General features: G+C 43.6%; 21 protein-coding genes and 1 pseudogene. 11 read left to right on the top strand and 11 right to left on the bottom strand.

All coding sequences use genetic code 11. The features are described 5' to 3' along the window. The 5 genes and pseudogenes from LNL84_RS00205 to LNL84_RS00185 form a co-directional block, all read right to left on the bottom strand. Nucleotides 1–1,890 carry a DUF294 nucleotidyltransferase-like domain-containing protein gene (locus LNL84_RS00205; protein WP_244354080.1) on the bottom strand — a complete coding sequence of 630 codons (1,890 nt, stop codon included), beginning with the start codon at nucleotides 1,888–1,890 and terminating at the stop codon, nucleotides 1–3. 109 nt (nucleotides 1,891–1,999) lie between these two features. Then, nucleotides 2,000–3,190, bottom strand: coding sequence for an amino acid aminotransferase (locus LNL84_RS00200; protein ID WP_244354079.1), 1,191 nt, complete (start codon nucleotides 3,188–3,190; stop codon nucleotides 2,000–2,002). Between the two features lie 262 nt (nucleotides 3,191–3,452). Further along, nucleotides 3,453–3,671, bottom strand: a pseudogene (locus LNL84_RS00195) (hypothetical protein); the annotation flags it as partial. Nucleotides 3,672–3,816: 145 nt separating this feature from the next. Then, nucleotides 3,817–5,217 carry an asparagine--tRNA ligase gene (asnS, locus tag LNL84_RS00190; protein WP_244354826.1) on the bottom strand — a complete coding sequence of 467 codons (1,401 nt, stop codon included), beginning with the start codon at nucleotides 5,215–5,217 and terminating at the stop codon, nucleotides 3,817–3,819. A 123-nt stretch (nucleotides 5,218–5,340) separates the two neighbouring features. Next, a complete protein-coding gene (locus LNL84_RS00185; protein WP_244354078.1) occupies nucleotides 5,341–6,960 on the bottom strand; it encodes a methyl-accepting chemotaxis protein in 1,620 nt (539 codons plus the stop codon). Nucleotides 6,961–7,256: 296 nt separating this feature from the next. Here LNL84_RS00185 and queD point away from each other — a divergent pair, with 296 nt between their 5' ends. Next, the gene (gene queD / locus LNL84_RS00180; protein ID WP_244354077.1) at nucleotides 7,257–7,619 is read left to right on the top strand and encodes a 6-carboxytetrahydropterin synthase QueD; all 363 of its coding nucleotides are present in this window, start codon (nucleotides 7,257–7,259) and stop codon (nucleotides 7,617–7,619) included. 75 nt (nucleotides 7,620–7,694) lie between these two features. Here queD and LNL84_RS00175 read toward each other — a convergent pair whose 3' ends face one another. The 4 genes from LNL84_RS00175 to LNL84_RS00160 all read right to left on the bottom strand — a co-directional run bounded on the left by LNL84_RS00175 (nucleotide 7,695) and on the right by LNL84_RS00160 (nucleotide 11,621). Beyond that, the gene (locus LNL84_RS00175) at nucleotides 7,695–9,056 is read right to left on the bottom strand and encodes an L-serine ammonia-lyase (RefSeq protein ID WP_244354076.1); all 1,362 of its coding nucleotides are present in this window, start codon (nucleotides 9,054–9,056) and stop codon (nucleotides 7,695–7,697) included. Between the two features lie 79 nt (nucleotides 9,057–9,135). Further along, complete coding sequence (locus LNL84_RS00170; protein ID WP_244354075.1) at nucleotides 9,136–10,386, bottom strand: aromatic amino acid transport family protein; 1,251 nt, start codon at nucleotides 10,384–10,386, stop codon at nucleotides 9,136–9,138. A gap of 275 nt (nucleotides 10,387–10,661) precedes the next feature. Further along, on the bottom strand, nucleotides 10,662–11,261 hold the full coding sequence (locus LNL84_RS00165; RefSeq protein ID WP_244354074.1) for a CoA pyrophosphatase: 600 nt from the start codon (nucleotides 11,259–11,261) through the stop codon (nucleotides 10,662–10,664). Nucleotides 11,262–11,285: 24 nt separating this feature from the next. Continuing rightward, nucleotides 11,286–11,621: an Hpt domain-containing protein gene (locus LNL84_RS00160; protein ID WP_244354073.1), complete on the bottom strand. Its 336-nt coding sequence runs from the start codon at nucleotides 11,619–11,621 to the stop codon at nucleotides 11,286–11,288. A 305-nt stretch (nucleotides 11,622–11,926) separates the two neighbouring features. On the opposite strand from LNL84_RS00160, the gene LNL84_RS00155 reads away from it, so the two are divergent. Continuing rightward, nucleotides 11,927–12,826, top strand: a complete 900-nt coding sequence (locus LNL84_RS00155; RefSeq protein ID WP_244354072.1) for a sigma-70 family RNA polymerase sigma factor — start codon at nucleotides 11,927–11,929, stop codon at nucleotides 12,824–12,826. Between the two features lie 14 nt (nucleotides 12,827–12,840). On the opposite strand, the gene LNL84_RS00150 is transcribed toward LNL84_RS00155, so the two are convergent. Further along, complete coding sequence (locus LNL84_RS00150) at nucleotides 12,841–13,209, bottom strand: hypothetical protein (RefSeq protein WP_244354071.1); 369 nt, start codon at nucleotides 13,207–13,209, stop codon at nucleotides 12,841–12,843. A 434-nt stretch (nucleotides 13,210–13,643) separates the two neighbouring features. Between LNL84_RS00150 and LNL84_RS00145 the strand changes: the two genes are divergently transcribed. Both LNL84_RS00145 and LNL84_RS00140 read left to right on the top strand, forming a co-directional pair. Next, nucleotides 13,644–14,183, top strand: a complete 540-nt coding sequence (locus LNL84_RS00145; protein ID WP_244354070.1) for a heme NO-binding domain-containing protein — start codon at nucleotides 13,644–13,646, stop codon at nucleotides 14,181–14,183. Between the two features lie 4 nt (nucleotides 14,184–14,187). Continuing rightward, entirely contained in the window at nucleotides 14,188–15,882 is a 1,695-nt protein-coding gene (locus tag LNL84_RS00140; RefSeq protein ID WP_244354069.1) for an ATP-binding protein, read from the top strand. A gap of 5 nt (nucleotides 15,883–15,887) precedes the next feature. On the opposite strand, the gene pabB is transcribed toward LNL84_RS00140, so the two are convergent. Beyond that, nucleotides 15,888–17,255, bottom strand: coding sequence for an aminodeoxychorismate synthase component 1 (gene pabB / locus LNL84_RS00135; protein WP_425244276.1), 1,368 nt, complete (start codon nucleotides 17,253–17,255; stop codon nucleotides 15,888–15,890). A 203-nt stretch (nucleotides 17,256–17,458) separates the two neighbouring features. Between pabB and LNL84_RS00130 the strand changes: the two genes are divergently transcribed. The 7 genes from LNL84_RS00130 to LNL84_RS00100 all read left to right on the top strand — a co-directional run bounded on the left by LNL84_RS00130 (nucleotide 17,459) and on the right by LNL84_RS00100 (nucleotide 24,019). After that, nucleotides 17,459–18,979: a fumarate hydratase gene (locus LNL84_RS00130; protein WP_244354067.1), complete on the top strand. Its 1,521-nt coding sequence runs from the start codon at nucleotides 17,459–17,461 to the stop codon at nucleotides 18,977–18,979. Between the two features lie 123 nt (nucleotides 18,980–19,102). Continuing rightward, nucleotides 19,103–19,288, top strand: a complete 186-nt coding sequence (locus LNL84_RS00125; RefSeq protein ID WP_244354066.1) for a hypothetical protein — start codon at nucleotides 19,103–19,105, stop codon at nucleotides 19,286–19,288. Between the two features lie 128 nt (nucleotides 19,289–19,416). After that, nucleotides 19,417–20,796, top strand: a complete 1,380-nt coding sequence (locus LNL84_RS00120) for a YcjX family GTP-binding protein (protein WP_244354824.1) — start codon at nucleotides 19,417–19,419, stop codon at nucleotides 20,794–20,796. After that, on the top strand, nucleotides 20,793–21,812 hold the full coding sequence (locus LNL84_RS00115; protein ID WP_244354065.1) for a YcjF family protein: 1,020 nt from the start codon (nucleotides 20,793–20,795) through the stop codon (nucleotides 21,810–21,812). The genes LNL84_RS00120 and LNL84_RS00115 overlap by 4 nt, the downstream gene beginning before the upstream one ends. Before the next feature lie 138 nt (nucleotides 21,813–21,950). Beyond that, entirely contained in the window at nucleotides 21,951–23,171 is a 1,221-nt protein-coding gene (locus LNL84_RS00110; RefSeq protein WP_244354064.1) for a PP2C family protein-serine/threonine phosphatase, read from the top strand. Nucleotides 23,172–23,190: 19 nt separating this feature from the next. Beyond that, the gene (locus LNL84_RS00105) at nucleotides 23,191–23,541 is read left to right on the top strand and encodes an STAS domain-containing protein (RefSeq protein WP_244354063.1); all 351 of its coding nucleotides are present in this window, start codon (nucleotides 23,191–23,193) and stop codon (nucleotides 23,539–23,541) included. Nucleotides 23,542–23,566: 25 nt separating this feature from the next. Next, nucleotides 23,567–24,019: an ATP-binding protein gene (locus LNL84_RS00100; protein WP_244354062.1), complete on the top strand. Its 453-nt coding sequence runs from the start codon at nucleotides 23,567–23,569 to the stop codon at nucleotides 24,017–24,019. Nucleotides 24,020–24,052: the final 33 nt, after the last annotated feature.

Raw genomic sequence — 24,052 nt, 5'->3', positions numbered from 1 at the left:
CTACTTAAAGCTGTTGCTGGCTTGGTAGCGGAATTTCAAAAAGTTTTGACCGTTACTTAAGATTTGGAATGCATCCTTAAGGTTGCGGCGTTCAAAATCCGATAGATTCTCTGGCTCAATATTGTTATCTGGATCAATATGTTGCTCGACATCGTAGGCTTGATGGCGGATTCGGACCATCGAGATGAACTCCATAGCATCTTTGAGATCTTTTGCCCTTCCTTTAGGCAAAATCCCAGCATCCATAATGTCGTCCAGTCGTTCGAAGGAGTTCTTTGAGCGTGAACCAACGGCGAGAGCATGGACACGAATGAGATCAGCCAGTGGCGCTGTGCCTCGACGTTTTAGGTTTATGGAATTGTTATGCTGACCATCTTTTTCCATAACAAAGTCCTTAAAGAAACCAAGGGGTGGCTTTCGATTGAGCGCATTTCGGGCCAGGCAAGCTAAAAAACGGTTATTCTTGCGTGCACGTCGTATGATAAATCCGTTAAGTTGCTCTGCCCATTTTAATCGCCCATAGACGCCATCTAGATCGAAAAAAATTGAAGCGTTAAGCAGGGCTTTTGGGTTTGGATCGTCTATCCAATCAGCGAAACATTCTTCCCATTCCTTACGCGTCATGCGCCACATCGGATTGGTGGCCATAATATCGCCTGTACAGTAGTGGTAGCCGCATTTAGCGAGAGCGTCACATACAAACTTAGCCAGAGAGGCAAAGTACTCGCCGTGTTCTTTCTCGTTATAATCGTTATCAAGAATAATGGCGTTATCTTGATCGGTCACTAATAACTGTTCATCGCGGCCCATTGAACCCAAGGCAACAAAACAATAAGGAAGTGGAGGGCGCCCGAGTTCCTCTTCTGCAAGTTCAATAATTCGCTGTTTAAAGCTGCGACCGATAACCGACATTGCGGAGCCAACCATGTGGGAGTTCGCGTCCTCATTCACCAAACGCACAAAACTGTCTTTTACCTGTTCAGACAGCACTTGCAATTCATCAACGGATTGTTGTTGGTATATGCTGCTGACGAGCAGCAGTGAATTTTGTGATTCATAACGAACAATGTCAGTGGTTTCGATGATGCCAAGTGGCTTTTTGTTTTTAAGCACTGGGAGGTGATGAACGTTATAGCGTAACATCGTCAGCATCGCTTCATACACATACGCATTGTGATCAAGCGAAATAACATCGCTTGACATGACATCACTGACTGGCCCCTGGGGGTCAAGGCCTTGTGCTATTACGCGAGTACAGAGATCACGGTCGGTGATGATACCTATGACCGGTGAACTGTCATCATCGTCTTCTTCGACAATCTCAGGATCGATCACTAGCAGTGAAGACACTTGTTCATCAGCCATGGTCATGGCTGCTTGCTGGATAGAACACTGTTTTTCGATGATAGGCGCGTCTCTGGTGAGTAATGTTCTAACTTTCGATGTCGTAAGGTCATTGGATTCAGAGTTCGTTGAAATGGTCTGCCTAAGTCGCACACTGTCTTCGACTTCAACAAAGTCAGCAAAGGAATCAAAGCCGTCATACAACTCTTGAAAGACATCAGCAGGGATACAATAAACCAGCGAGTCTTCCGTTGCTTTAGCGGGGAAACGAACTTTATTATTAGTCAGTAGTCCCATTTGGCCAAAGATATCACCTTCATCTAGCCGATTGTAAAGTTCACCTTTACGACGGTAAATTTCAACGACGCCACTTCGAACCATATAAAGATCTTGAATATCATCCCCAAAATGGATGATGGGAGTATCTTCACGGAAATAGGAAATCTCGACACTTTTTGTTACGTAAGCCAGTGTTTCTTCCGGTAACTCATCGAAGGGAGGGTGTGTTGCGAGAAAGTTCTGAATCTCGACCAGTTCTACGTCCATGGAAAGCCTTATTGGAAACGATATCTACTTTCAATACTACTACATGGCGTGATTTGAGTACAAAAAAGGCCAGTAAAACTGGCCTTTATTTTCAATGTAATAGCAGCTGTTACAGCACAGCTGCGATGCCTTTACATAATGGGTTCATATTTGACTTCGTCATTCCAGCAACACTAATGCGACCAGAACCAACAATGTAGATACCAAACTCTTCTTTCAGGCGAGTCACTTGTTCTTTAGAAAGGCCAGAGAATGAGAACATGCCATTTTGACGTTCAATAAAACTAAAGTCAGCGTTCACGCCTTCTGCTTTGAGTGTAGATACGAACAATTCGCGCATTTCTTGGATGCGGTCGCGCATCTCTGCCACTTCTTGTTCCCATTCAGCGCGCAGTTCTACGTTGTTTAGGATGTGAGTCACCACAGCACTACCATGAGCAGGAGGGTTCGAATAAATAGAACGAATAATGCTTTTCACCTGTGAGAATGCCGTTGTCGCGACTTGCTCATCTGTAGCAACTAACGTAAATGCACCCACACGCTCGTTATACAGACCAAAGTTTTTAGAGAACGAACTTGCCACTAAAATTTCATTGTTGAATTGTGCAAAAATACGCAAGCCTTGAGCGTCTTCTTCTACGCCTTTAGCAAAACCTTGGTAAGCGAAATCGAAAAGTGGCACTAGGCCCTTATCAGCCACTAGTTGTGCAAGAACTTGCCATTCTTCCAGAGTAGGGTCGATGCCAGTAGGGTTATGACAACATCCATGCAGTAGTACGATGTCACCCGCGGATGCTTGCTCCAGATCCGCCATCATGCCAGCAAAATCTTTGTCTTTCGTTTCTGCATCATAATAACGGTATTGAGCTGTCTCAATACCGGCTGCAGAAAATACGCCGTTGTGGTTAGCCCAAGTTGGGTTGCTGATCCAGATCTTTACGTCGCCTAGTTGGCGCTTAATGAACTCACCGGCTACACGCAGAGCGCCTGTTCCACCGGGTGCTTGCGCTGTTTTTGCGCGTTTTTGAGTGACGATATCAGAATCATCGCCAAAAAGAAGTTTTTGTACAGCCAATCCGTATTCTGCGGTGCCTTCAATTGTAAGATAAGACTTGGTTTTCTCTGTTTCTAAAAGTGCAGCTTCTGCTTTTTTTACCGTTTTAAGAACGGGGGTTTCGCCATTCTCATTTTTGTAAATGCCAACACCAAGGTTAATTTTATCCGAGCGAGTGTCTTGTTTAAATTCTTCAGTCAGGCCAAGAATCGGGTCCGCTGGGGCTGCTACAACTTTTTCAAACATAATCTTCATCCATGTTAATTGAAGGGGTAAAAGATGACCAAGTACAATACATACAACAGGTTATTTATACCTCTCGCTGTTGAGGGTTACAACCACAATAGAGAAGAAAAGCGAAATTTATTTTGATTTGAAACAGAAAAGGACGTTAATGCCGTATTTATATAAGATAAGTAGTTAGATCTATGCCACTAAAGAGGCGGAGAATAATCACCGCCTCATTTGTAATCGTTATCATGAATCCTTAGTCTTCATCTTTTTGCTTATTAATGTGTTTGACGATGGCCGCGGTAGCATGTTCTTTGGTTGCTTCTTCCCCTTCTTCTAATTCAAGCGGTTCTTTAGGATAAATTCCCATAGAATCTTCAGCAATGTGGAGCCAATCCGGATGCCAGAAGCAAGGCTGTCCGTTTGGGCCACTCCAACGATGTACTCCGTTGCTTTCGCCGTGATAGTCGATGTGAGTTTCATTGTACTTAGTCATATGAGTACCTTCCATTTTAATGAAGTACATTAAAAATATAGTTAGGCAATCAACAAGCTGCAACAGTGATGGCACAATGCAGAGGTAATAAATTTGGAATAAAAAAAGGCCACCCAAGGGTGGCCTTTTAATAGTAGAAATTGTTTTAGAAGTTTGCACTTCTTGGGGTACGTGGGAATGGGATCACGTCACGTACGTTGCCCATACCTGTAACATAAGAGACTAGACGCTCGAAGCCAAGACCAAAGCCTGCGTGAGGAACGGTGCCGTAACGACGTAAATCACGGTACCAGCTCATGTGCTCAGGGTCGATACCCATCGCAACCATACGCTCATCAAGAATATCTAAACGTTCTTCACGCTGTGCACCACCAATGATTTCACCAATGCCAGGGGCTAGAACGTCCATTGCTGCAACGGTTTTGCCATCATCGTTTAAACGCATGTAGAAAGCTTTAATATCTTTCGGGTAGTTCTTAACGATAACCGGCGCTTTGAAGTGCTCTTCAGCTAGGTAACGTTCATGCTCAGAAGACATGTCGATGCCCCACTCAACGTCAAACTCAAATTTTTTGCCAGAATCAAGCAGGATTTGGATTGCGTCTGTGTAGTCCACCTGTGCGAAATCAGCGTCTACAAATTGCTCTAAACGTGAAATAGCTTGTTTGTCGATACGTTGAGCAAAGAACTCAAGGTCATCACGGCGTTCTGCTAGTACGGCTTTGAAAACATACTTAAGCATGTCTTCTGCAAGTTTCGCTACATCGTCAAGGTCAGCAAACGCAACTTCAGGTTCAACCATCCAAAACTCAGCTAAGTGACGGCTGGTGTTTGAGTTTTCAGCACGGAATGTTGGGCCGAATGTGTATACTTTGCTTAGTGCACAAGCGTAAGCTTCAGCATTAAGTTGACCAGATACGGTTAGGAAGGTCTCTTTACCGAAGAAATCTTCGTTGTAATCGACTTGACCTTTGTCTGTTAGAGGAAGGTTTTCCATGTCTAGCGTTGATACGCGGAACATTTCACCTGCGCCTTCAGCATCCGAAGCTGTAATCAGCGGTGCAGAAGTCCAGAAGAAGCCCTGCTCATGGTAAAAGCGGTGAATCGCTTGAGATAGGCAGTTGCGTACACGAGCAACAGCACCGATCACGTTAGTGCGCGGGCGAAGATGGGCCACTTCACGAAGATACTCGATAGAGTGACGCGTTTTCGCCATTGGGTAAGTGTCAGCGTCTTCAACCCAACCAACCACTTTAACGTCTGTCGCTGCAAGTTCAAAATCTTGACCTTTTGCTGGAGACTCAACGATAGTTCCTGTGACTTCAACAGAGCAACCCGTTGTTAGCTTCAGAACTTCTTCGTCGTAATTATTAAGATTATTAGGGACCACGGCCTGAATCGGGTCGAAACAAGAGCCGTCGTAAATGGCAAGGAAAGAGATTCCGGCTTTGGAATCACGACGTGAACGGATCCAGCCGCGTACAGTGACTTCACTGTCGACAGCTAATTTACCGCTTAGTACGTCTGTTACAGGCGCGTAAGTCATGTTGTGTATATTCTCCATAGAGGTAAAAGCACAACCCAACACTGTTTGTTTTTTCGACATAGTGTTGGGTTGCCAATAATTTTTCATTTTCAGGGTGACATATTACCTGTCAAATTTCTCTCTTCAACCTTTATTATGGTTTGAAAGGACAAATTGGTTAAGTAATGACTCAAGCCGGAGTGAGAGCTGCTCTAAATCGACGCTAATTTTATGTGCTCTAGATGCCGAATTGGAGGTCTCGTTAGCATGTCGGGTAATGGTGTCAGCTTTTTTGCTCACCTCATTATTTAATACTGAAGTCGTGTGAGTTTGCTGTTGCACATCGCTTGCAAGTGCAGTGGTCCGTTGAATTTCGTCGTTGACTTGATTCATGCGATCGGCGAGCGCGTAGACTTCGTTTGAACCTTGATGGGCTCGCTTGGAGACGTTTTCTACCGAGCTCAGTGCTCCGTCGCTGTCCTGTTTAAACTGAGAAAGAATAGTTTCTATATCACTGGTTGCATCTGTTGTGCGGCTAGCGAGCTGTCTAACCTCATCGGCAACAACAGCAAAGCCTCTGCCTTGTTCACCGGCTCGAGCAGCTTCAATGGCCGCATTTAGCGCAAGCAAATTGGTTTGGTCAGCAATTCCCTTAATGACATCAAGTATGTTCGATACGTCTTGAGTTTGTGAATTTAGCTGACAGATATCACTTGCCACACTGTCGATTTCAGCCACGAGGGATCGAATTTCTTCACTCACAGTGGTCGCTTTTTGGGCGCTTTGCTGAGTCAAATCGTTGGTGTGCGCCATTAATTCTGATGCTTTTTCTGTCGCTTGATCAACTTGCTTTTGCTGGTTATTGACTTGTTCAACATGAGACTGAACATCTGATGTTTCATTAAGTTGTTGATTTGCCGTGCTATCAGTGTATTCAGCGATTTGGGTTAATTGTACGGCACTGTGACTGAGCTGATGGGAGGTCTCTTGAACGTGGTGTAAACTTGTTGATACTGAATCGATAAAAGTGTCGATATCTGTTGCAAGATCTCCGATCTCATCATTTTGGTTTATATGGAGTTTTTGTGATAGGTCCTGATTTTGACTCACCGCAGCCATATAGCGAGAAGTTCTCTGAATTGGTCCAACGATAAAGCGGCGAGTAATAAGCAGCGTTGATAAATAGCCGAGTAGGGCAATGGCCACCATAATTGCAATGGCTATGAAGGTTCTTTGGTTTATTAATGAGTTGACATGATTGAGGTTGTATTCGATTCGAATAGCGCCAAGCACTTCGCCTTCTTCTGTCATGTGGCAACTAATGCAGTTGGTACCACGATAATTGTCACTGGCTTTCATTGGTAAAGCGATGACGACACCTTGTCCCCAGGCGGCGTTAATAGGCTCGATCACTGTTTCACCCGAAAGAGCACGGCGGTCAATATCGTCAACAGGCGATTGGCCCTTTAGGCCTGCACCATAGAGCTTTGTTACTGCATTACCCCTAAGTACTCGAACGTCTTCGATACTTTCTTGAGCCAGTGCTTTTTGTCTGAGAGTTTCCTTTTGAGCCATGGTTCCAGTGATCATCATCATGTTCAAACTATCAAAGTAGTTACTAGCTTTATCATGTAATTGCTCACTTAATATCGAAAAAACCAGTTCCTTTTGTTGATTATATTGGTATGCAGTAGACGATATCACGACGACACCAAATACCACCGAGAGAGTGATAAGTAATTTAGAGGTTATTGAAAATCGCATATTGTTACTATTTGGTTATCTTTAGTGGCTGACTGAGCGATGTTAGGTGAATAGCTCTCACTATTTAAAGGTAATTTTCTACAAAATATCGACTAAGTCATGATTTTTAACAACTTTTCGTTATTTCTGAGAATTAAAACAATGGCGGGTTTGTTCTGAATCATCGTCATGGACGGTATTGGTAAGTAAGGCAGATAGAGCACCGTCAGAACAGTGATTGATTTGTAGCACTGGCGCTTGAGTTGGTGTGTGGTTTTCAGTACGATTGCGTGTCAATAATTAGTTAGAGTATTCCTATGAAGACCGAGTTATACAAAGAGTTTATGTTTGAAGCGGCACATCACCTGCCAAACGTGCCAGAAGGTCACAAGTGCGGCCGTTTACACGGACACTCTTTTCTAGTTCGACTTTATGTTGAAGGTGAAGTAGATCCGCATACTGGCTGGGTTGTTGACTTTGCTGAAATTAAAGCTGCATTTAGACCCATTTATGACCGCCTTGATCACTACTATCTCAACGATATTGAGGGGTTAGAGAACCCAACGAGTGAAGTTTTGGCTAAATGGATTTGGCAACAGCTTAAACCAACGTTGCCGCTATTGAGCAAAGTTGAGATTAAAGAGACGTGTACCGCTGGCTGCATATACGTAGGGCAGTAGGTTTAGCGTTGACTTGCAGAAAAAGAAAACCCAAGCAATAGCTTGGGTTTTTTGTTGCGTAATTGACAATCCCTATTAACAAATCACTTTAATCGCGAGTCCGCCTTGTGACGTTTCACGATATTTCGCGTTCATATCCTTACCCGTCTCCAACATAGTTTCGATAACCTTATCAAGAGATACACGAGGGGCAGATGCACGTCGAAGTGCCATGCGAGTTGAATTGATGGCTTTAACTGCCGCGATACCATTGCGCTCAATGCATGGAACCTGAACTTGTCCCGCTACAGGGTCACAGGTTAATCCCAGGTTGTGTTCCATCGCGATTTCAGCGGCCATACAAACTTGCTCTGGGCTTCCGCCCATTAACTCAGCAAGCCCTGCAGCTGCCATAGAACAGGCCACGCCAACTTCGCCCTGACAGCCGACTTCTGCCCCGGAGATAGAAGCGTTTTTCTTATATAAACCTCCAATGGCGCCAGACGCTGCGAAAAAGCGGATATAGTCTTTTTCTGTGACCGTTTGAATGAACTTATCGTAGTAAGCTAATACGGCTGGAATGATGCCACAAGCACCGTTAGTCGGAGCGGTAACAACGCGTCCGCCGGCTGCATTCTCTTCATTCACAGCGAAAGCAAACATGTTGACCCAATCAACAACGGCCATAGGATCGGTGGTGGTTTTTTCGGAAGTGATCAATTGCTGACGAAGTGCCGCTGCGCGACGAGGAACGCGCAAGGGACCGGGTAGAATGCCTTCGGTATTCATACCGCGTTCCATGCATTCACGCATCGTTTTCCAGATACTGGCAAAATAGCTGCGCACTTCCTCTTGAGAGAATAGAGCGTGCTCATTGGCCATTACTAAGGTACTAATTGAAAGGCCGTGCTCTCTACATTGAGAAACGAGTTCCTCGGCGTAGTTAAAATCATAAGGCACTTTGATTGCCGAAGTCGTTTCTTTGCCGAAGTTTTCTTCGTCGACAATGAAACCACCGCCAATAGAGTAATAGGTTTTAGAGTAGGCTTTGTCTTCACCAATCCAGGCATGGATTTGCATACCATTTTCGTGCAGTTCTAAATTGGATGAGTGGAAATTCATTCCGCCATCATTTGGAAAAGAAACGGTGTGACAGTGCATGCCAACAGGAAGTCGTTCCGTTTCTTCTACACGCGCAATAAAGCTTGGGATCGAATCGATATCCACTTTTTCTGGGCTGTTACCTGCTAAACCCATAATGATGGCAATATCGGTGTGGTGGCCTTTCCCTGTCAGTGATAATGACCCATAGATATCTACGGTGATTTTAGTGATGTCACGTAACTTGCCCATTGAGCGCAAATCATCAATAAACTCTTTACCTGCTTTCATCGGACCAACGGTGTGTGAACTTGATGGGCCAACACCGATTTTATAGATGTCGAATACACTGATCATACTTGAAACCTCATTAGAAAGGGCTCCTAAAATGGAGCCCTATTTTAGTTATTATCTTTATTCAAATATTACGTTCGGTTTAGAAGATACCGTTGATAGCAGACGTTACTGCTGCAAAGCCACATACCGCTGTGAAGATTTGGGCCACTTTAGATGTTTTGTACTTCGCCATAGCAGGAACTTTGTTCATTGCAAAAATAGGCAGTAGGAACAAAATAGCGGCAATCATTGGTGCGCCAAGATCTTCGATCATGCCCAAGATATCTGGGTTGATGATAGCAACAGCCCATGTTGTTAGAACGATGAAAAGCAATGAACCTTTCTCAATCTTAGCTTCAGATGCGTTAGTACGAGATTTCGCCAGACCAACAAGACCTTCTTGAGCACCAAGGAAGTGACCAAAGTAGCTCGATGTAATCGCAGCGAAAGCAACAACAGGTCCTAAGACAGAGATAAGGGGAGATTCATGGATGTTGGCTAGGTAAGAAAGAACACTGATGTTTTGTGCTTGTGCTTCAGATAATTGCTCTGGAGAAAGAGACAGTACTACAGAGAATACGAAGAACTTGACAAAGCCCATCAACATCATTGCTGCGCCGCCGGTAATGCCGTCAGTTTTCTTAACAGCGTTTTCACCGTGAGTTAGGCGCTGTTCTTTGGTGAACTGGCTGATGATAGGGCTGTGGTTGAAAGAGAACACAATCATAGGAAGAGCTAGCCAAATCATGACAGGCATTGCGCTCCAATCTGGGCTAACAGAAACCATAGATGTATTCCAATCTGGGATCAGATAGAAAGACAGAGCGAGTAAAATGAACACAAGAGGGTAAACAAGCGCTGATGTTATTTTCAGCATGAGTTCTTTACCAAACAAAATACCCGTAGTCATCATGGCAATCAAAGAGCCTGACAGCAACCAGCGCGGAATTGATGCCATACCAACTTGGTTGACTAGAAACGAATCGACAGTGTTAGTAATACCAACACCGTAAATCAGAACAATAGGGTAAATCGCAAAAAAGTAAGCAAAGGTGATAAGGTTTGCGCCAGTTTTACCGAAGTGTTCTTCTACAGTTTCACTAATATCAGCGTTTGGATTCTTAGCAGAAAGAATAAAACGAGCTAATGATTTATGTGCAAACCACGTCATTGGAAATGCGATTAATGCAAGGATTGCTAATGTCCAGAATCCACCAGCACCAGCACGAATAGGTAGAAATAGAACGCCGGCACCAACCGCAGTGCCGAATAGAGAAAGAGCCCAAGTGAAATCTTTATAAGTCCACTTAGATGAAGCGCGACCCGCTGTCGCAGCTGTAGTTGTATTCATAGTTAACACTCATTTTTTGGGAACAGGAAATAAGTCGACGTGGAGTTTGCATGCTTTTTTCAACGAATAATTAGATCTATGTCATATTCCGCTCGGTCTTATTCGTGGCAATTATGATTCTTTAATCTGGATCACGAAAATAACGTGCTACACATTAGGATGGCTTGGCCTACTCATTAGATAAACTAATTAATAATCAAAGCAAACGCTTGCGTGTTATGTTTGAGTGACACACTGCGGTCTTCATGCCTGTGTCGGAAAGGTGTTTGAGTCTTTTAGCGAGTCACGAAGGAAATTTGGCGTTGTACCGCTTGAATGATCTGTGCTGTCACGCCCCAGATAAAATGTTGTTGGTAGGGAATAGCAGAGACCTCGTGAAACTGGTTATTGACAAAAAATTGGTCGCTTTTGAGGTTCTCGGAGTCGAGCAAAAAGGATAGAGGCACTTCAAATAGAGAATCGACTTCGTTACTGTCTATGAGGGGCGTATATGCGTTTGAAATAAACCCAACCACAGGGGTAACCGAAAATCGACTAATGGTTTTCAAAGTTGGTAGCGTGCCAACTATCTCTATCTGGTCGGCAAAGATACCTATTTCCTCTTCCGTTTCCCTGATAGCAGTATCGATGATGGTACGATCATGATGTTCTCTTTTTCCCCCAGGAAAGCTAATTTGTCCAGGGTGATGTTTTAGGTGTTTCGCCCTAGCGGTTAGAATAACATTAAGTTCTTGATTTCGCTCCACCAATCCAATCAATACGCCGGCTTCTCTTAATTCTTGGTTTTGAATATGAGCGACGCGTGCAGAAACTTTAGTGCTGTAACCTTTAGATAGCGATAACTGAAAAGAATTCAGGAAGGTCTGTCGATCCATTTGGCAAACTCTCTCCAAATTACGTTATTGTTTGGTAACAAAGTAGTCGTTTATCTGAACGTTGATATGGTTTAATCCTTCGATCGCTGCGTCGATATCCGCTTTGTCTGGTGCAGTATTATCACGTGACATACCCTCAATGTTTTCTAACCTGGTTACGGTTTCTTCCTCGCCAAAACTGGCTAGGATCCCCTTAAGAGAGTGCGCGGCAATGAACAGTTGAGGCCAGTCTTGTACGGCGTATAACGCTTCAATAGTTTCAGCACTATTGTTGTGCTCTTCGATATACGCCTGAAAAACGGCTAGAATGATCTCGTCATCGTTGTCCATATATTCTCTTAGCACATCAAAATTTATCATTAATCACTCCCCAAACATCCTTAAACCGAATCAAATATTAAGATACTTCAAAACGACAATCCTGTTAGATGAAATTAATCTTAATCATCATATAGTTAGAAAATAGTATAACAGAGTTAAAATTGGAAATTGATTTTGGCGATATAAACGATGGAACTAGAACCAATGAAATATCCATTAATCATGCGGGTTAAACTTTGATGCATAGCATATTCATGCCTATGATTACGTTTGCGATGCCTATCAAGGAATGACTATGACGTTGTTGGTCAAGGGTTGAACAACAGCTGGCAGTGGAGAATTTCATGGAAGAACGAAAGGTACACAAACGTTTATCAAATAAACCGAGCTTCAAGCGCACGCATACTGTGATGAGTGGTGGTGACTTCTACTCACAATATATTAGTGAAGTTGTCAGTATCGATCTACTCACAGCAGAGCAAGAAGTTCACTTTGCCACATTAGCGCGTCGAGGTGATCTAAAAGCCAGAGATACTCTAATCGAATCTAACCTTCGTTTGGTTGTGAAGGTTGCAAGAAGTTATAGCAAGCGAGGGCTTAGCAATCACTCACTTCTAGATTTGATAGAAGAGGGTAATCTAGGTCTGATGAAAGCGATTGAAAAATTTGATCCTGAAAAAGGTTTTCGCTTTAGTACTTATGCTGTTTGGTGGATCAGGGAAAGTATTGACTCCTCCCTTATGAATACAGGACGAACTGTCCGGCTACCCGTTCATATCATAAAAGAAATTAATCGCTTATCTAAGCAAACGAAATTGATGGGTGATGAACTCAACAGAGCACCATCAATCAAAGAAATAGCACAGCAGGTACAGCAATCACAACAACACGTTAGTCAACTGATAGACATGAGTGGTTTTATTGAATCCAATTCATCTGTGGATGTCGTAGATCAGGTTTATTTAACATTGGAAACTTGTGAGTCTACCTCAATCCCCGAGCCCTGCCAGAACTGCCATGATGAAGAATTACAAAAATGCTTAGAAGCGATGGTGTTGAATCTGCCAGATAAATACAAGGACATATTGATTTATCGCTATGGGCTTTTTGGTCACGAGATTAAGACGTTAGAAAGATTAGGGGAAACCTATAATCTGTCAAAAGAACGAGTCAGACAATTACAGCAAGAAGCAGTACAGAAACTTCGAAGCAGGTTTAAGTTTGAAGGTTTAGTCGATGATTAGTTTATGAACTTGGGTTAATGCACCAGCCGAGCATTAGTGGACTTTGCTAGAAGTAAGCGCAAATAATGCTCCATGTCAGAGTCGTCACTGTCTGATAACATGCGTTGCAATGCAGCGTAATAGGCTTTGTTTCTGAGTAGCTGAAGGAAGATTTTATCAAGCTGTTTTAACCGAGACTCTAGCAATGTTATGTAATGATCCTTATCCGAAGTATCAAGTTGTTTAAGTGCGATCAATGGGGAAAACACGTCTCTATACCAGCAGTCAATGATATCACGCAGCTCAATCTCCTCTTGAGGCACAAGGGCTTCTGTTAACGCTTTACCATTCGGTAAAGGCCGACTGTATGTAGTATCAAATTTGGTCCGCACATTTTTATACATAAACAATGAACCCATGTATTACCTGTATCAATAAATCTAACAGTAAATGGCCTGACTTTCTCTCGCAAGCATGTCTTAATATTGAGAATACATGTGTTTGCGTAGAGTTAACAAGCTGACGGCCTTTATCGATATTCCCGGTCTGCACCTTGTCAAAAGCATAATAGTAGTTGGCTCTCGCTGATCAAATTTTCTTTCTACGCGGTTAAAAAGTGAGTGTTGAATACTAGGCTCCAACCGCCAGTACTAGGCTGGTGCGTTGCACTGTCGTAAGCCGCTTTCACTTGTGCATAAATGTCGATGTTTCGCCTCCATGGCGATTGTCTTAGTCTCTGTTAAAAAAAAGGAAAGTTAGTAAAACTACACTATTCTGAATAATAGGGTCGAGTTACCCTCCCGCATATCTGGACTCGGTTATTGAAGAGAGAGTATTTATGAAAGGAATCATTTTTACCGAATTTTTAGAATTGGTAGAAGACCAGTTTGGTCTTGAAGTTCTCGATGAAGTCTTAACAATGTCGGAAGATGAAGGAATTTATACGTCAGTTGGAAGTTACGACCATAAGAAACTGGTAAAACTCATCGTTAATTTGAGTAAGAAGACAGGTATTGAGCCCAGCACCTTGCAAACGGTGTTTGGCAGAACGGTCTTTAAGACCTTACTTAGCTCACTTCCAGATGACGCAAGTGTCTCCCAGAGCAAGACAACCTTTCAATTTATTCATCATGTAGAAAATTATATTCATGTGGAAGTTAAAAAGCTTTACCCTGATGCCAGCCCCCCAAGATTTGTTTTTATTAGCGAATCAGAATCAGAAATGCTTATGGATTACCACAGTGCGCGCTGCATGGGGCACGTGTGCTTAGGGCTTATTGAAGGATGTGCACAGCATTTCGGAGAGAACATTGAAGTAAATATGGTACAAACCAATAAAGACCAAAGTATTGCACGTTTTAGTTTAAGGAAAGCATAACCTTATGCAATCGAAGTCCGATTCTTTGATAGAGAGAAAACTAAAACGTGAGGTTGCCTCAAGAAAAGCAGCTGAACAGTTGTTGGAAGAGAAGAGCTTGCAGCTTTTTTCAACCAACCAACAGCTCGAAGTCGCTTTAAAACAACTTGAACAGCGCTCTTTGGAGAGTTTCCAAAGATTAGAGTTTAAGGAGAAAATCGAACGAATTCTCATTCATTTTGGACGAGCTTTTTTGCGCGGAAACGTCGATGATATTTTGATTTTGGACTTGTTGTCTCAACTCAATAAGGTGTCCGATGATCTCGAGTGTGAATTGCGGGTTGATATCGACTTGTTACCGAGTTTGACCCAAGGCATTTATTACTCAAGTAAACTTAGAGACGTTGATGGTTCTTTATTGAGTCAAGCCGCCGATTTTGTCATACCACTGGAAACTGAGTCAGGCCGCATAGGTGAGTTCAGGGCACTGATAAAAGGGCATAATATGGATGTCGGGTTTGTTAGGAGCCAAATGCTCATAGTTTTTGAACAAGTAGCTAGTGCAATTGCCCGTCAAGTAACCAATGTTCGATTGGTTAAAGCCAAAGAGCTGGCCGAAGAATCTGAGCGCGCGACTCGAGAATTTTTGGCGATGATAAACCATGAGCTGCGTACGCCTTTGAATGGTTTGTTGGGGAGTGCCGAACTGATTGGCGAAACAAATCTGACGAATTTGCAAAAAGAGCTACATAGTAACTTGAGTCAGTCAGGTGAAATGTTGCGCTCCATAATCAATGATTTATTGGACTTTAGTAAAATGAACGCCGGTATGTTGGCGCTGGTGGAGCAGGCTTTTAACTGGCACACATTAGAGCTTACGATTCGCAGTATTTTCGAGCCTAAAATCGCAGAAAAGCAACTAGAATTTGAGATCGTATCGACGGTTCCTGACTCGTTAATGTTGAAAGGTGATCTCGATAGAATCAAACAGATTTTCGTAAACCTCATTGGCAATGCAATTAAATTTACCGATGTTGGCAGTGTCAGTGTTGTCGTCACTTATCAACGAGGTGAGTTGCAATGGCAGGTGACGGATACTGGCATTGGTATCAGTGAAGAGGCACAAGCGACGTTGTTTAATCCCTTTGTTCAGGCCGATAGATCCAGCAGTCGGAGCTACGAAGGAACAGGGCTGGGTTTGGCTATATGTAAGCAATTGATCGAACTGATGGATGGTTCGATAAGTCTAGTGAGTCAGCCTGGCCAAGGTACGACGTTTAGTGTCTCGATACCCCTTGAAGGCAAAAAACTAAGTGGTGCAGATAAATACGTTCAACTCGAAGTTCCAGGCAATGACGCATACTCACATTTGAAAATTCTGGTTGTAGATGACATTAAGATGAATCAAATAGTCATCACTAAGATGTTAAGTAAACTAGGGATCTCTCCTGATATCGCCACGAATGGACAAGAAGCGGTAGCGATGGCACAAAAAGAGGATTACGACCTGATCTTTATGGATTGCAGAATGCCTGTGATGGATGGCTTTGAAGCAACACGCCATCTGCGCGCACTAAACTATGAAAAACCGATTGTTGCGTTAACGGCGGGAACAACGCGTGAAGAGAGAGAAACGTGTTTTGAAGTGGGTATGAACGACATATTGCCTAAACCCTATACCCGAAATGAGCTCCATCAAGCGCTGGCAAAATGGAGCTAGATCGCTTACATGTTACGTAAAACCGGTAAAATCTTAGACAACTTATCAAAAGTTTCTTGATATTCACTATCACATTGGCTGTCAGCCACAATACCGCCACCCGCCCAAGCATAAAGGTGTTCGTTTTGAGCAATGAGAGTGCGTATGGTGATACTCGTATCCATTTTGCCATCTAAGCTAATGTAGCCGATGCTACCACAGTAGACATTGCGACGATGTGGCTCTAGCTCTTCAATGATCTGCATTGCTCTTATCTTAGGAGCACCCGTTATCGAACCGCCAGGAAAACAAGCGCGTAGCAGATCTGTTGCCTGATAAGAGCGATCAAGCTTGGCCGTAATCGTACTAACTAGGTGGTGTACTGCAGGAAAGCTCTCGATCTCAAAAAGTTGCGGGACTTTTACTGAGCCCGGTTGTGCTACGCGACCGATATCATTTCGAAGCAGATCGACAATCATCAGATTCTCAGCCTGATCTTTTGGCGCTTGTTTAAGCTCGTTTGCGCTGGCCTGATCTTCAATAACATTTCGCCCTCTAGGGCGTGTCCCTTTGATTGGTTTTGTTTCTATGGAAGACTCTTCGAGCAATAAAAAGCGTTCGGGAGAAACGCTCAATATGGCGCTTGATGGCGTTCGGATAAAAGCGGAAAACGGTGCTGAATTCTTAGTATCGAGCTCTTGGAATGCTAACCATTCGCTCCCTTTATATTGCGCAGAAAACCTTTGAGCGAGGTTGATTTGGTAACAATCCCCACTATTGAGGTAGTTTTGTACGCTATCGAAGCGGCTTTGGTATTGTTTTTTTGAAAGATTGGCTTGCCAGTCACTCGTCAGTGAAAATGGAGCTAGGGTGGTCGCGTGACATTGATTGAGCCAATCCACACGCTGCGATAAGTCTTTAGAAACCAGTGTTGCCGCCTGTTTTTTATGATCGACAATCAGCGCCCAGTCATAAATACCCACCGCCATATCCGCACAATTAATGTCATTGATGGCATTGTCTGGAAGTGTTTCGATTCTTCGGCCGAGATCGTATGCAAAGTAGCCAAGTGCGCCCCCAATAAAAGGCAGTTCGCTGCTGCTAGGCTGCACACCAATCTCGTCAAGTAAACCACGCAGTAACTCGAAGGGATCCTCTTTACTGGAAAGTGTCTGACCGTCACGCGAAATGGTCGATTTTTCACCATGTGTTTCAATCACGGCAACGGGATCGGCAACCAAGATATCGTAGCGACTGTTGACATGTTCTTTCGAAGATGACTTCAGTAGCATTGACCATGGTAATTGTTCAATGGTACTGAAAACTTGTACAGCCAAATCCTCAGAGTAAGGAATGGACTTAAAGTGAATAAATTGTTGTTGTTTCTTATTCATTTGCTCAAATTGTGACAAAGACGTTGTCGCTTTCATAGCGCCTAAAGGAAAGCAAGAGTATCATACTTTTACAATAAAAAGACTGGCATTTACCCTTAGCCAATAGGTTATGGCCACAATAACTGTGGGGCATGACATCATGTTGTAACCGTGGGTGAATCGTCAGAAACTTGGAAGTTAAATAAAGAACAATGAGGTATTCAATGACAGTTATTCGTAAAGAGGATGTCATCAACAGTGTTGCAGACGCGTTGCAGTACATTTCTTATTACCATCCCCTTGATTTCGTACAAGCCCTCGATAAAGCCTATCAAAAAGAAGAGAGCCAAGCGGCCAAAGACGCTATTGCTCAAATTCTGATTAATTCAAGAATGGCGGCGGAAGGGCATCGACCAATTTGCCAAGATACGGGGATCGTGACCTGCTTTGTCAATATAGGTATGAATGTTCAGTGGGAAGGTGACCTAACTGTCCAGCAAATGGTTGATGAGGGCGTACGCCAAGCTTACACCAACTCTGACAACCCACTGCGTGCATCTGTGGTAAAAGACCCAGCTGGCAAGCGAATTAACACCCAAGATAATACTCCTGCTGTTGTGCACATCAATATGGTGCCTGGTGACAAAGTAGAAATTCAAATTGCGGCGAAAGGCGGCGGTTCTGAAAACAAAACCAAAATGGTTATGCTAAACCCATCTGATGATATTGCAGAGTGGGTTGAAAAAACGTTGCCAACCATGGGGGCAGGTTGGTGTCCACCTGGCATGTTAGGTATCGGTATCGGTGGTACAGCAGAGAAAGCTGCAGTTCTAGCAAAAGAGTCACTGATGGAACACATTGATATCCAGGAGCTCATTGACAGAGGCCCACAAAACGCCGAGGAAGAACTGCGTCTCGATATTTTCAATCGCGTTAATAAACTGGGTATTGGAGCGCAGGGTCTTGGTGGTTTAACGACAGTTGTTGATGTCAAAATTAAGACAGCTCCAACTCATGCGGCATCTAAACCAGTATGTATGATCCCTAACTGTGCAGCGACCCGTCATGTGCACTTTACGCTTGATGGCTCTGGCCCTGCAGAGTTAATACCACCAAAATTGGAAGATTGGCCGGACATTACCTGGGAAGCTGGCAAAAATACTCGCCGTGTAAACCTTGATGAAGTGACCAAAAAAGATGTACAAGAGTGGAAAACGGGTGAAACCGTGTTGCTATCAGGCAAGATATTAACAGGACGTGACGCGGCGCATAAGCGCATCCAGGAAATGTTAGAAAGTGGTGAGGGTCTTCCTGAAGGTGTTGATTTTAATGGAAAGTTCATCTACTACGTTGGCCCAGTAGATGCGGTTGGCGATGAGGTCGTCGGGCCAGCAGGGCCGACTACCTCAACGCGAATGGATAAATTTACCGATATGATGCTATCTCAGACAGGCTTAACAGGCATGATTGGTAAAGCAGAACGAGGCCCAGCGGCAATCGAATCCATCAAACAGCACAAAGCCGTTTACTTAATGGCTGTCGGTGGCGCAGCTTATCTGGTCGCAAAGGCTATTAAGAAAGCTCGTGTAGTCGCATTTGAAGACTTGGGTATGGAAGCGATCTACGAATTTGAAGTCGAAGATATGCCTGTGACTGTTGCTGTTGATTCGACAGGTACAAATGCACATCAAATTGGTCCTGATACGTGGAAAGTGAAAATTGCTGAAGCGGAAAGCTCTTCATAGACACAATTTGTGAGTGAGGGTATGAGAGTATTCTCACTTTTTGTCTATAATTCAGTTGGATGGCTCAGTTATCTACACATCAGGTGATGTGGTAGAGCAAACATAACACTAAGGAGAGCATCGATGCCTCGATTTATACAAATATTGCAGATAGTAATCGCACTGGTAGTGGGTGGTTTTGTTGGATACGACTTGGTCCTTCATGGCATCAGTATTTTTGATGGAAAATACGTCACGATGTCGTGTGTACTTGTCTTGCTATTGGAAATCTCTCTTTTTGTCATCTACAAGTTAATTGAAAACGACTAGTTCGCTTGTTTCATTTCAACGTAGTTTCTTATAAGCCCCTGAATTTTTTCAGGGGTTTTTTGTTCATCTTCGATTAATCCAATATACTGCATACTGTTCTCTGTATTAGGTATTTGGAGTTAACGATGATGAATACAATAGGCCAGGAAGTGACAGATTTTGTGAATCGAAGCTTAGACTCACATGTTAGAATTGCTGTCACTGGTCTATCTCGTGCAGGCAAGACGGCGTTTATTACTTCTATGGTAAATCAGTTACTGCACTCGTCTACTCACGACAACCTTCCACTGCTTGATTGCGCCAGAGACCAGCGTTTAATTGGTGCGAAAAGAGTTCCCCAATCCAACCTCATGGTGCCTAGATTTCATTACGATGAGGCATTAGATCAGCTCGAAGGTGAACCGCCACAATGGCCGCAACCGACGCGTGATGTCAGCGAAATTCGGCTGGCGATCAAGTATAAACCAAAGAAAGCGACGAAAAGGCTGCTAAGTAAAACCTCAACCTTGTATATCGATATTATCGACTACCCTGGTGAGTGGCTATTGGATTTACCTTTATTGTCGATGACCTTTGAGCAATGGAGTGAGCAACAAGCTTCAATATTGAAGGGGCAGCGATTGAATCTCGCAAAAGAGTGGCAACAGTTAGTTGATGAATTCGATCCGCACCAAGATGCTGATGAGAAAAGAATAGCAACGATCTCTCAAGCGTTTGCTCAGTTTTTAATGAAATGCAAAGAGTCCGGATTGCACTGGGTTCAGCCTGGTCGATTTGTTTTACCCGGCGAACTGCAGGGGGCTCCTGTGTTGCAGTTTTTTCCTATTATTGTCAAAAGTACGGAAGACAAGCCCTCTCGTAATAGCGGGTACATGATGTTAAAACGACGCTATGAAGAATATCAGCAAAAAGTGGTAAAACATTTCTATAAGCATCACTTTGCGACTTTCGATCGACAAATAGTACTTGTTGATTGTCTACAACCCTTAATGGCAGGCAGCGAATCGTTCAGCGACATGCGTGGCGCCCTTGAGCAGATTATGAAGAGCTTTCGTTACGGGCAAAATAATCTATTAAGAAGGGTGTTCGCGCCGCGCATTGATAAGATTATGTTTGCCGCTACCAAGGCTGATCACATAACGCCAGACCAACACACTAACCTCGTTAGCCTGCTGCAGCAGATGGTGTACCCAACTTGGCAAACCGCATCATTTGATAACATCGAAATGAACTGTATGAGTTTGGCTTCAATACAAGCCACCAAATCGGGCTTTGTGGGGGCAGGAACTGAAACGTCGCCAGCTCTTAGAGGCACCACATTGATGGGGGACAATTTGACACTCTATCCCGGAGATGTACCCAAGGTACTGCCCAAAGCAGACTATTGGCAAAAGAAGTCTTTTGAATTTACGTCTTTCAGACCCCTTGAGAAAACAACGGATAGCCCTTGTGGTCACATTCGATTGGACAAAGCACTGCAATATTTGGTGGGAGACAAACTGCGATGAGTGATTTAAAAGGTAGAACCGTCTTTCATGGTGAAGACGAACAAAAAGAGGGATCGCCATCACTCACTAGCCAAACACTGTTCGATGATAAACAGGCGTTTGTGATCAGTGAGTCGGTTGTCGACTTGCCTATAGAACAGCAGTTTGAAGAGGTTGTTCGTCCTAAAAAGAAAAGGCGTTGGTTATTCTCTAGTATATTTGCTGGGTTTAGCGGCCTTGTCGTATGGCAGTCAGTTGACACTCTTGTAAGCGCCTTTAGCTTGGGTGACTGGCTGACCATTGGATGGGCGAGTTTTATTGCCGCGTTATCGGCAATCGGGCTCACCACGATTGGTCGCGAGTGGCTCAAACTTCGTAAGTTACGCCATCACTTTTCTGTTCAAGAGCAAAGTGAAGCGTTACTCAAGAATGATAGTGTCGGCCAGGGGGTCGAGTTTTGTAAAAGATTGGCAGCCAAGACTTATATTCAGCCAGAAAATCCCCATTTTGATCGTTGGTCGAACAGCGTGAAACCTACGCACAGTGACGCAGAAATACTGACGATGTATCAGTCTATGGTAATGAAAGAGCAAGACAAACGAGCCATGGAGATTGTCTCTAAACTCTCGGGAGAAGCGGCGATCCTTGTCGCGGTAAGTCCATTAGCTATCGCGGATATGTTACTGATTGCGTGGCGTAATTTTCGTATGATTGACCAACTATCGCTAATCTATGGTGTTGAGTTAGGTTATTGGTCTAGGATAAAGCTCTTTAAGTTGGTGTTGGTAAATATGGCCCTTGCTGGTGCCAGTGAATTGGCGATAGAGACAAGTGCCGATTTGCTTTCTCTTAATGTAGTCGAAAAAATTTCGGCTCGTGCGGGGCAGGGCGTAGGCGTTGGTTTACTCACCGCGAGATTAGGAATACGAACCATATCCCTACTCAGGCCAATTCCTTTTGCACAGGATGACAAACCAAAATTGGGTGCAGTTCGCAGCGCGGTTATTGATAGCTTGAAGGGGAAGCTGGCAGGGTAGCCATCACAGTCGTCCATCCTAGTTCCTAAATTAAAATACGCGTCAAAAATTCAATAATGTGCAATGAGAATTCTTGGTCATTCGAATATCACTACCTATGCTAAAGATAACGGCAATGGTTATGGCGAGAGGTGATGGATGGCCAAAGATTCTCCCCGTGAGAATGATCTTGATAGAACGATTCTGTTAGTTGAAGATAATCGCACCACTCAGATACTAATCAAGTCGTTATTGACTAAAAGAGGTTATAACGTCTTGACTGCCAGTCATGGTCAGGAAGCGATCCGGATCTTAAATGCCAATTCAACGATTCAGTTTGTGCTTAGTGATTGGGTCATGCCAGAAATGGACGGTATAGCATTGTGTCAAACGCTCAAATCTCAACACAGCAACCGCTACATCTTTTTTGTTTTACTTTCTTCCCAGGATGACCAGGCATCGATTATCAATGGTATTAATGCCGGTGCGGATGATTTCGTGGCTAAAAATACGGCAATCGATGAATTAGACGCACGGATTCGTGCTGGATTCCGAACACTAAGCTTGCACAATGAGTTACTTAACAAAAAGACTCAGCTAGATTTGGCATACCAAACCATACGACAAGACTTAGAGGCTGCCAGCGATTTCATAAAGCACTTGTTACCCAGTCAAACCGAACTGAATGGGGTTGAGATGACGTATATCTCTATGCCATGTACTCAAATTGGTGGTGACATGTTGGGGTATTCTCGACTCGACGATGATCATGTTGGGTTTTATTTATTAGATGTTTCTGGTCATGGGGTGTCATCGGCGCTGTTGTCTTTTTCAGTCCAACATTCACTGGCGATTTCAACCGGCGCATCTTCTTTGGTACGGAAAAATGTTAACGGGAGTGGTCAAGCGGTTTCCCCTATTGAGGTCGTAGAAAAGTTAAATAACCTATACTGTCAAGATAGTAAAAGTGCACTGTATTTTACCATGATATACGCGCTGCTAAACACCAAAACAGGGGTACTAACCTATACGGTGGCGGGTCATCCCCCATTTGTTCTCTATCGCGCTAAGCAACAGACGACACAGTTAATTGGCAGAGAGAGCTATGTGATTGGTATGTTCGATTTTGCTGACTATCAACTCGATACGATTCAGCTCGAACCAGGAGATGAAGTCTGGCTTTATACCGATGGCCTTACCGAGGCGAGAGTGGATGCAAAGATGTTTTCAGAACAGCGCCTGAGCGATGAAATACAGGCGTGTCATAAATTGCCTTATCAAGCCAAGACTTCGGCGATCATCGAAAGCCTGCAATCTTGGCAGGAAAAGACGGAATTTGAAGATGATGTGAGTCTGCTTGTCGCAAAATGGACTCCGTAAATACAAGAAGGATCGCACCATGAAATATGAAATCATAAACAGTGAGTTATTTACTGTCTTTGAAGTCAAAGAAACCCATTTCGATGCGAAACTGGCTCCTTTTTTTCGTCATATTGTCGCGGATTTACACAATCAATTTCGACCAGTTTTACTGATTGATTTATCCAATGTGTCCTTCATGGACAGTAGTGGATTAGGTGCCATTATGGAAATCTATAAACTCCTTCGCGATAAAGAACTGATGATTGTTGGTGCGAGTACATCGGTTAATGAGTTGATGCATTTAACCAGAATGGATAAATTGATGCCTTCATTCTTTTCAATAGAGGAAGCAATGAGGGCGGCGATAGAGAGTGATATCAAGCATTAGATTGGTAAGGGAACAGGATACGACGATGACATCAGCGCACGTATATAGAGCTTCGTATTTAAGCTCTATTGATACCTCACGAACAGCAGCTAATGATTTGATTGAATTTTGGCATTCAGCTCATATCAGTTCAAGTGTCATCAGTAAGCTTGAATTGTGTGTAGTCGAGCTGCTCAACAACACCTTTGAACACGCCTATAAAGAGAGAAACGGTTATCCGGTCGATATAGAATGTCGAATAGAGCATAATGACGTTCATATCGAAATCAGTCATTACGGCGAAGGGCTAACAGAGTCTTCTTTTAATGCGGCCATCGCTGCCGATTTTGTTGAACCAAACAAAAACGATCCACTAACGTTAACCACTTCTGGGCGAGGGCTTATCATCGTCGCCTCTTTATTGGATTCAATTCAAATGACGTTAGATGACTCTAAATCGACCTTTTATTTACAGAAGAAAATCGCTGAGTGTCCGTAAGCGATGAGTAATTGAGCAAACGATGCAAAATAA

The sequence above is a fragment of the Vibrio gelatinilyticus genome (genome assembly GCF_022836845.1).
GTDB classification, from domain to species: Bacteria; Pseudomonadota; Gammaproteobacteria; order Enterobacterales; family Vibrionaceae; genus Vibrio; species Vibrio gelatinilyticus.
Note: the sequence above shows the minus strand (reverse complement) of the source record. Positions and strands in the feature narration are given on the sequence as shown.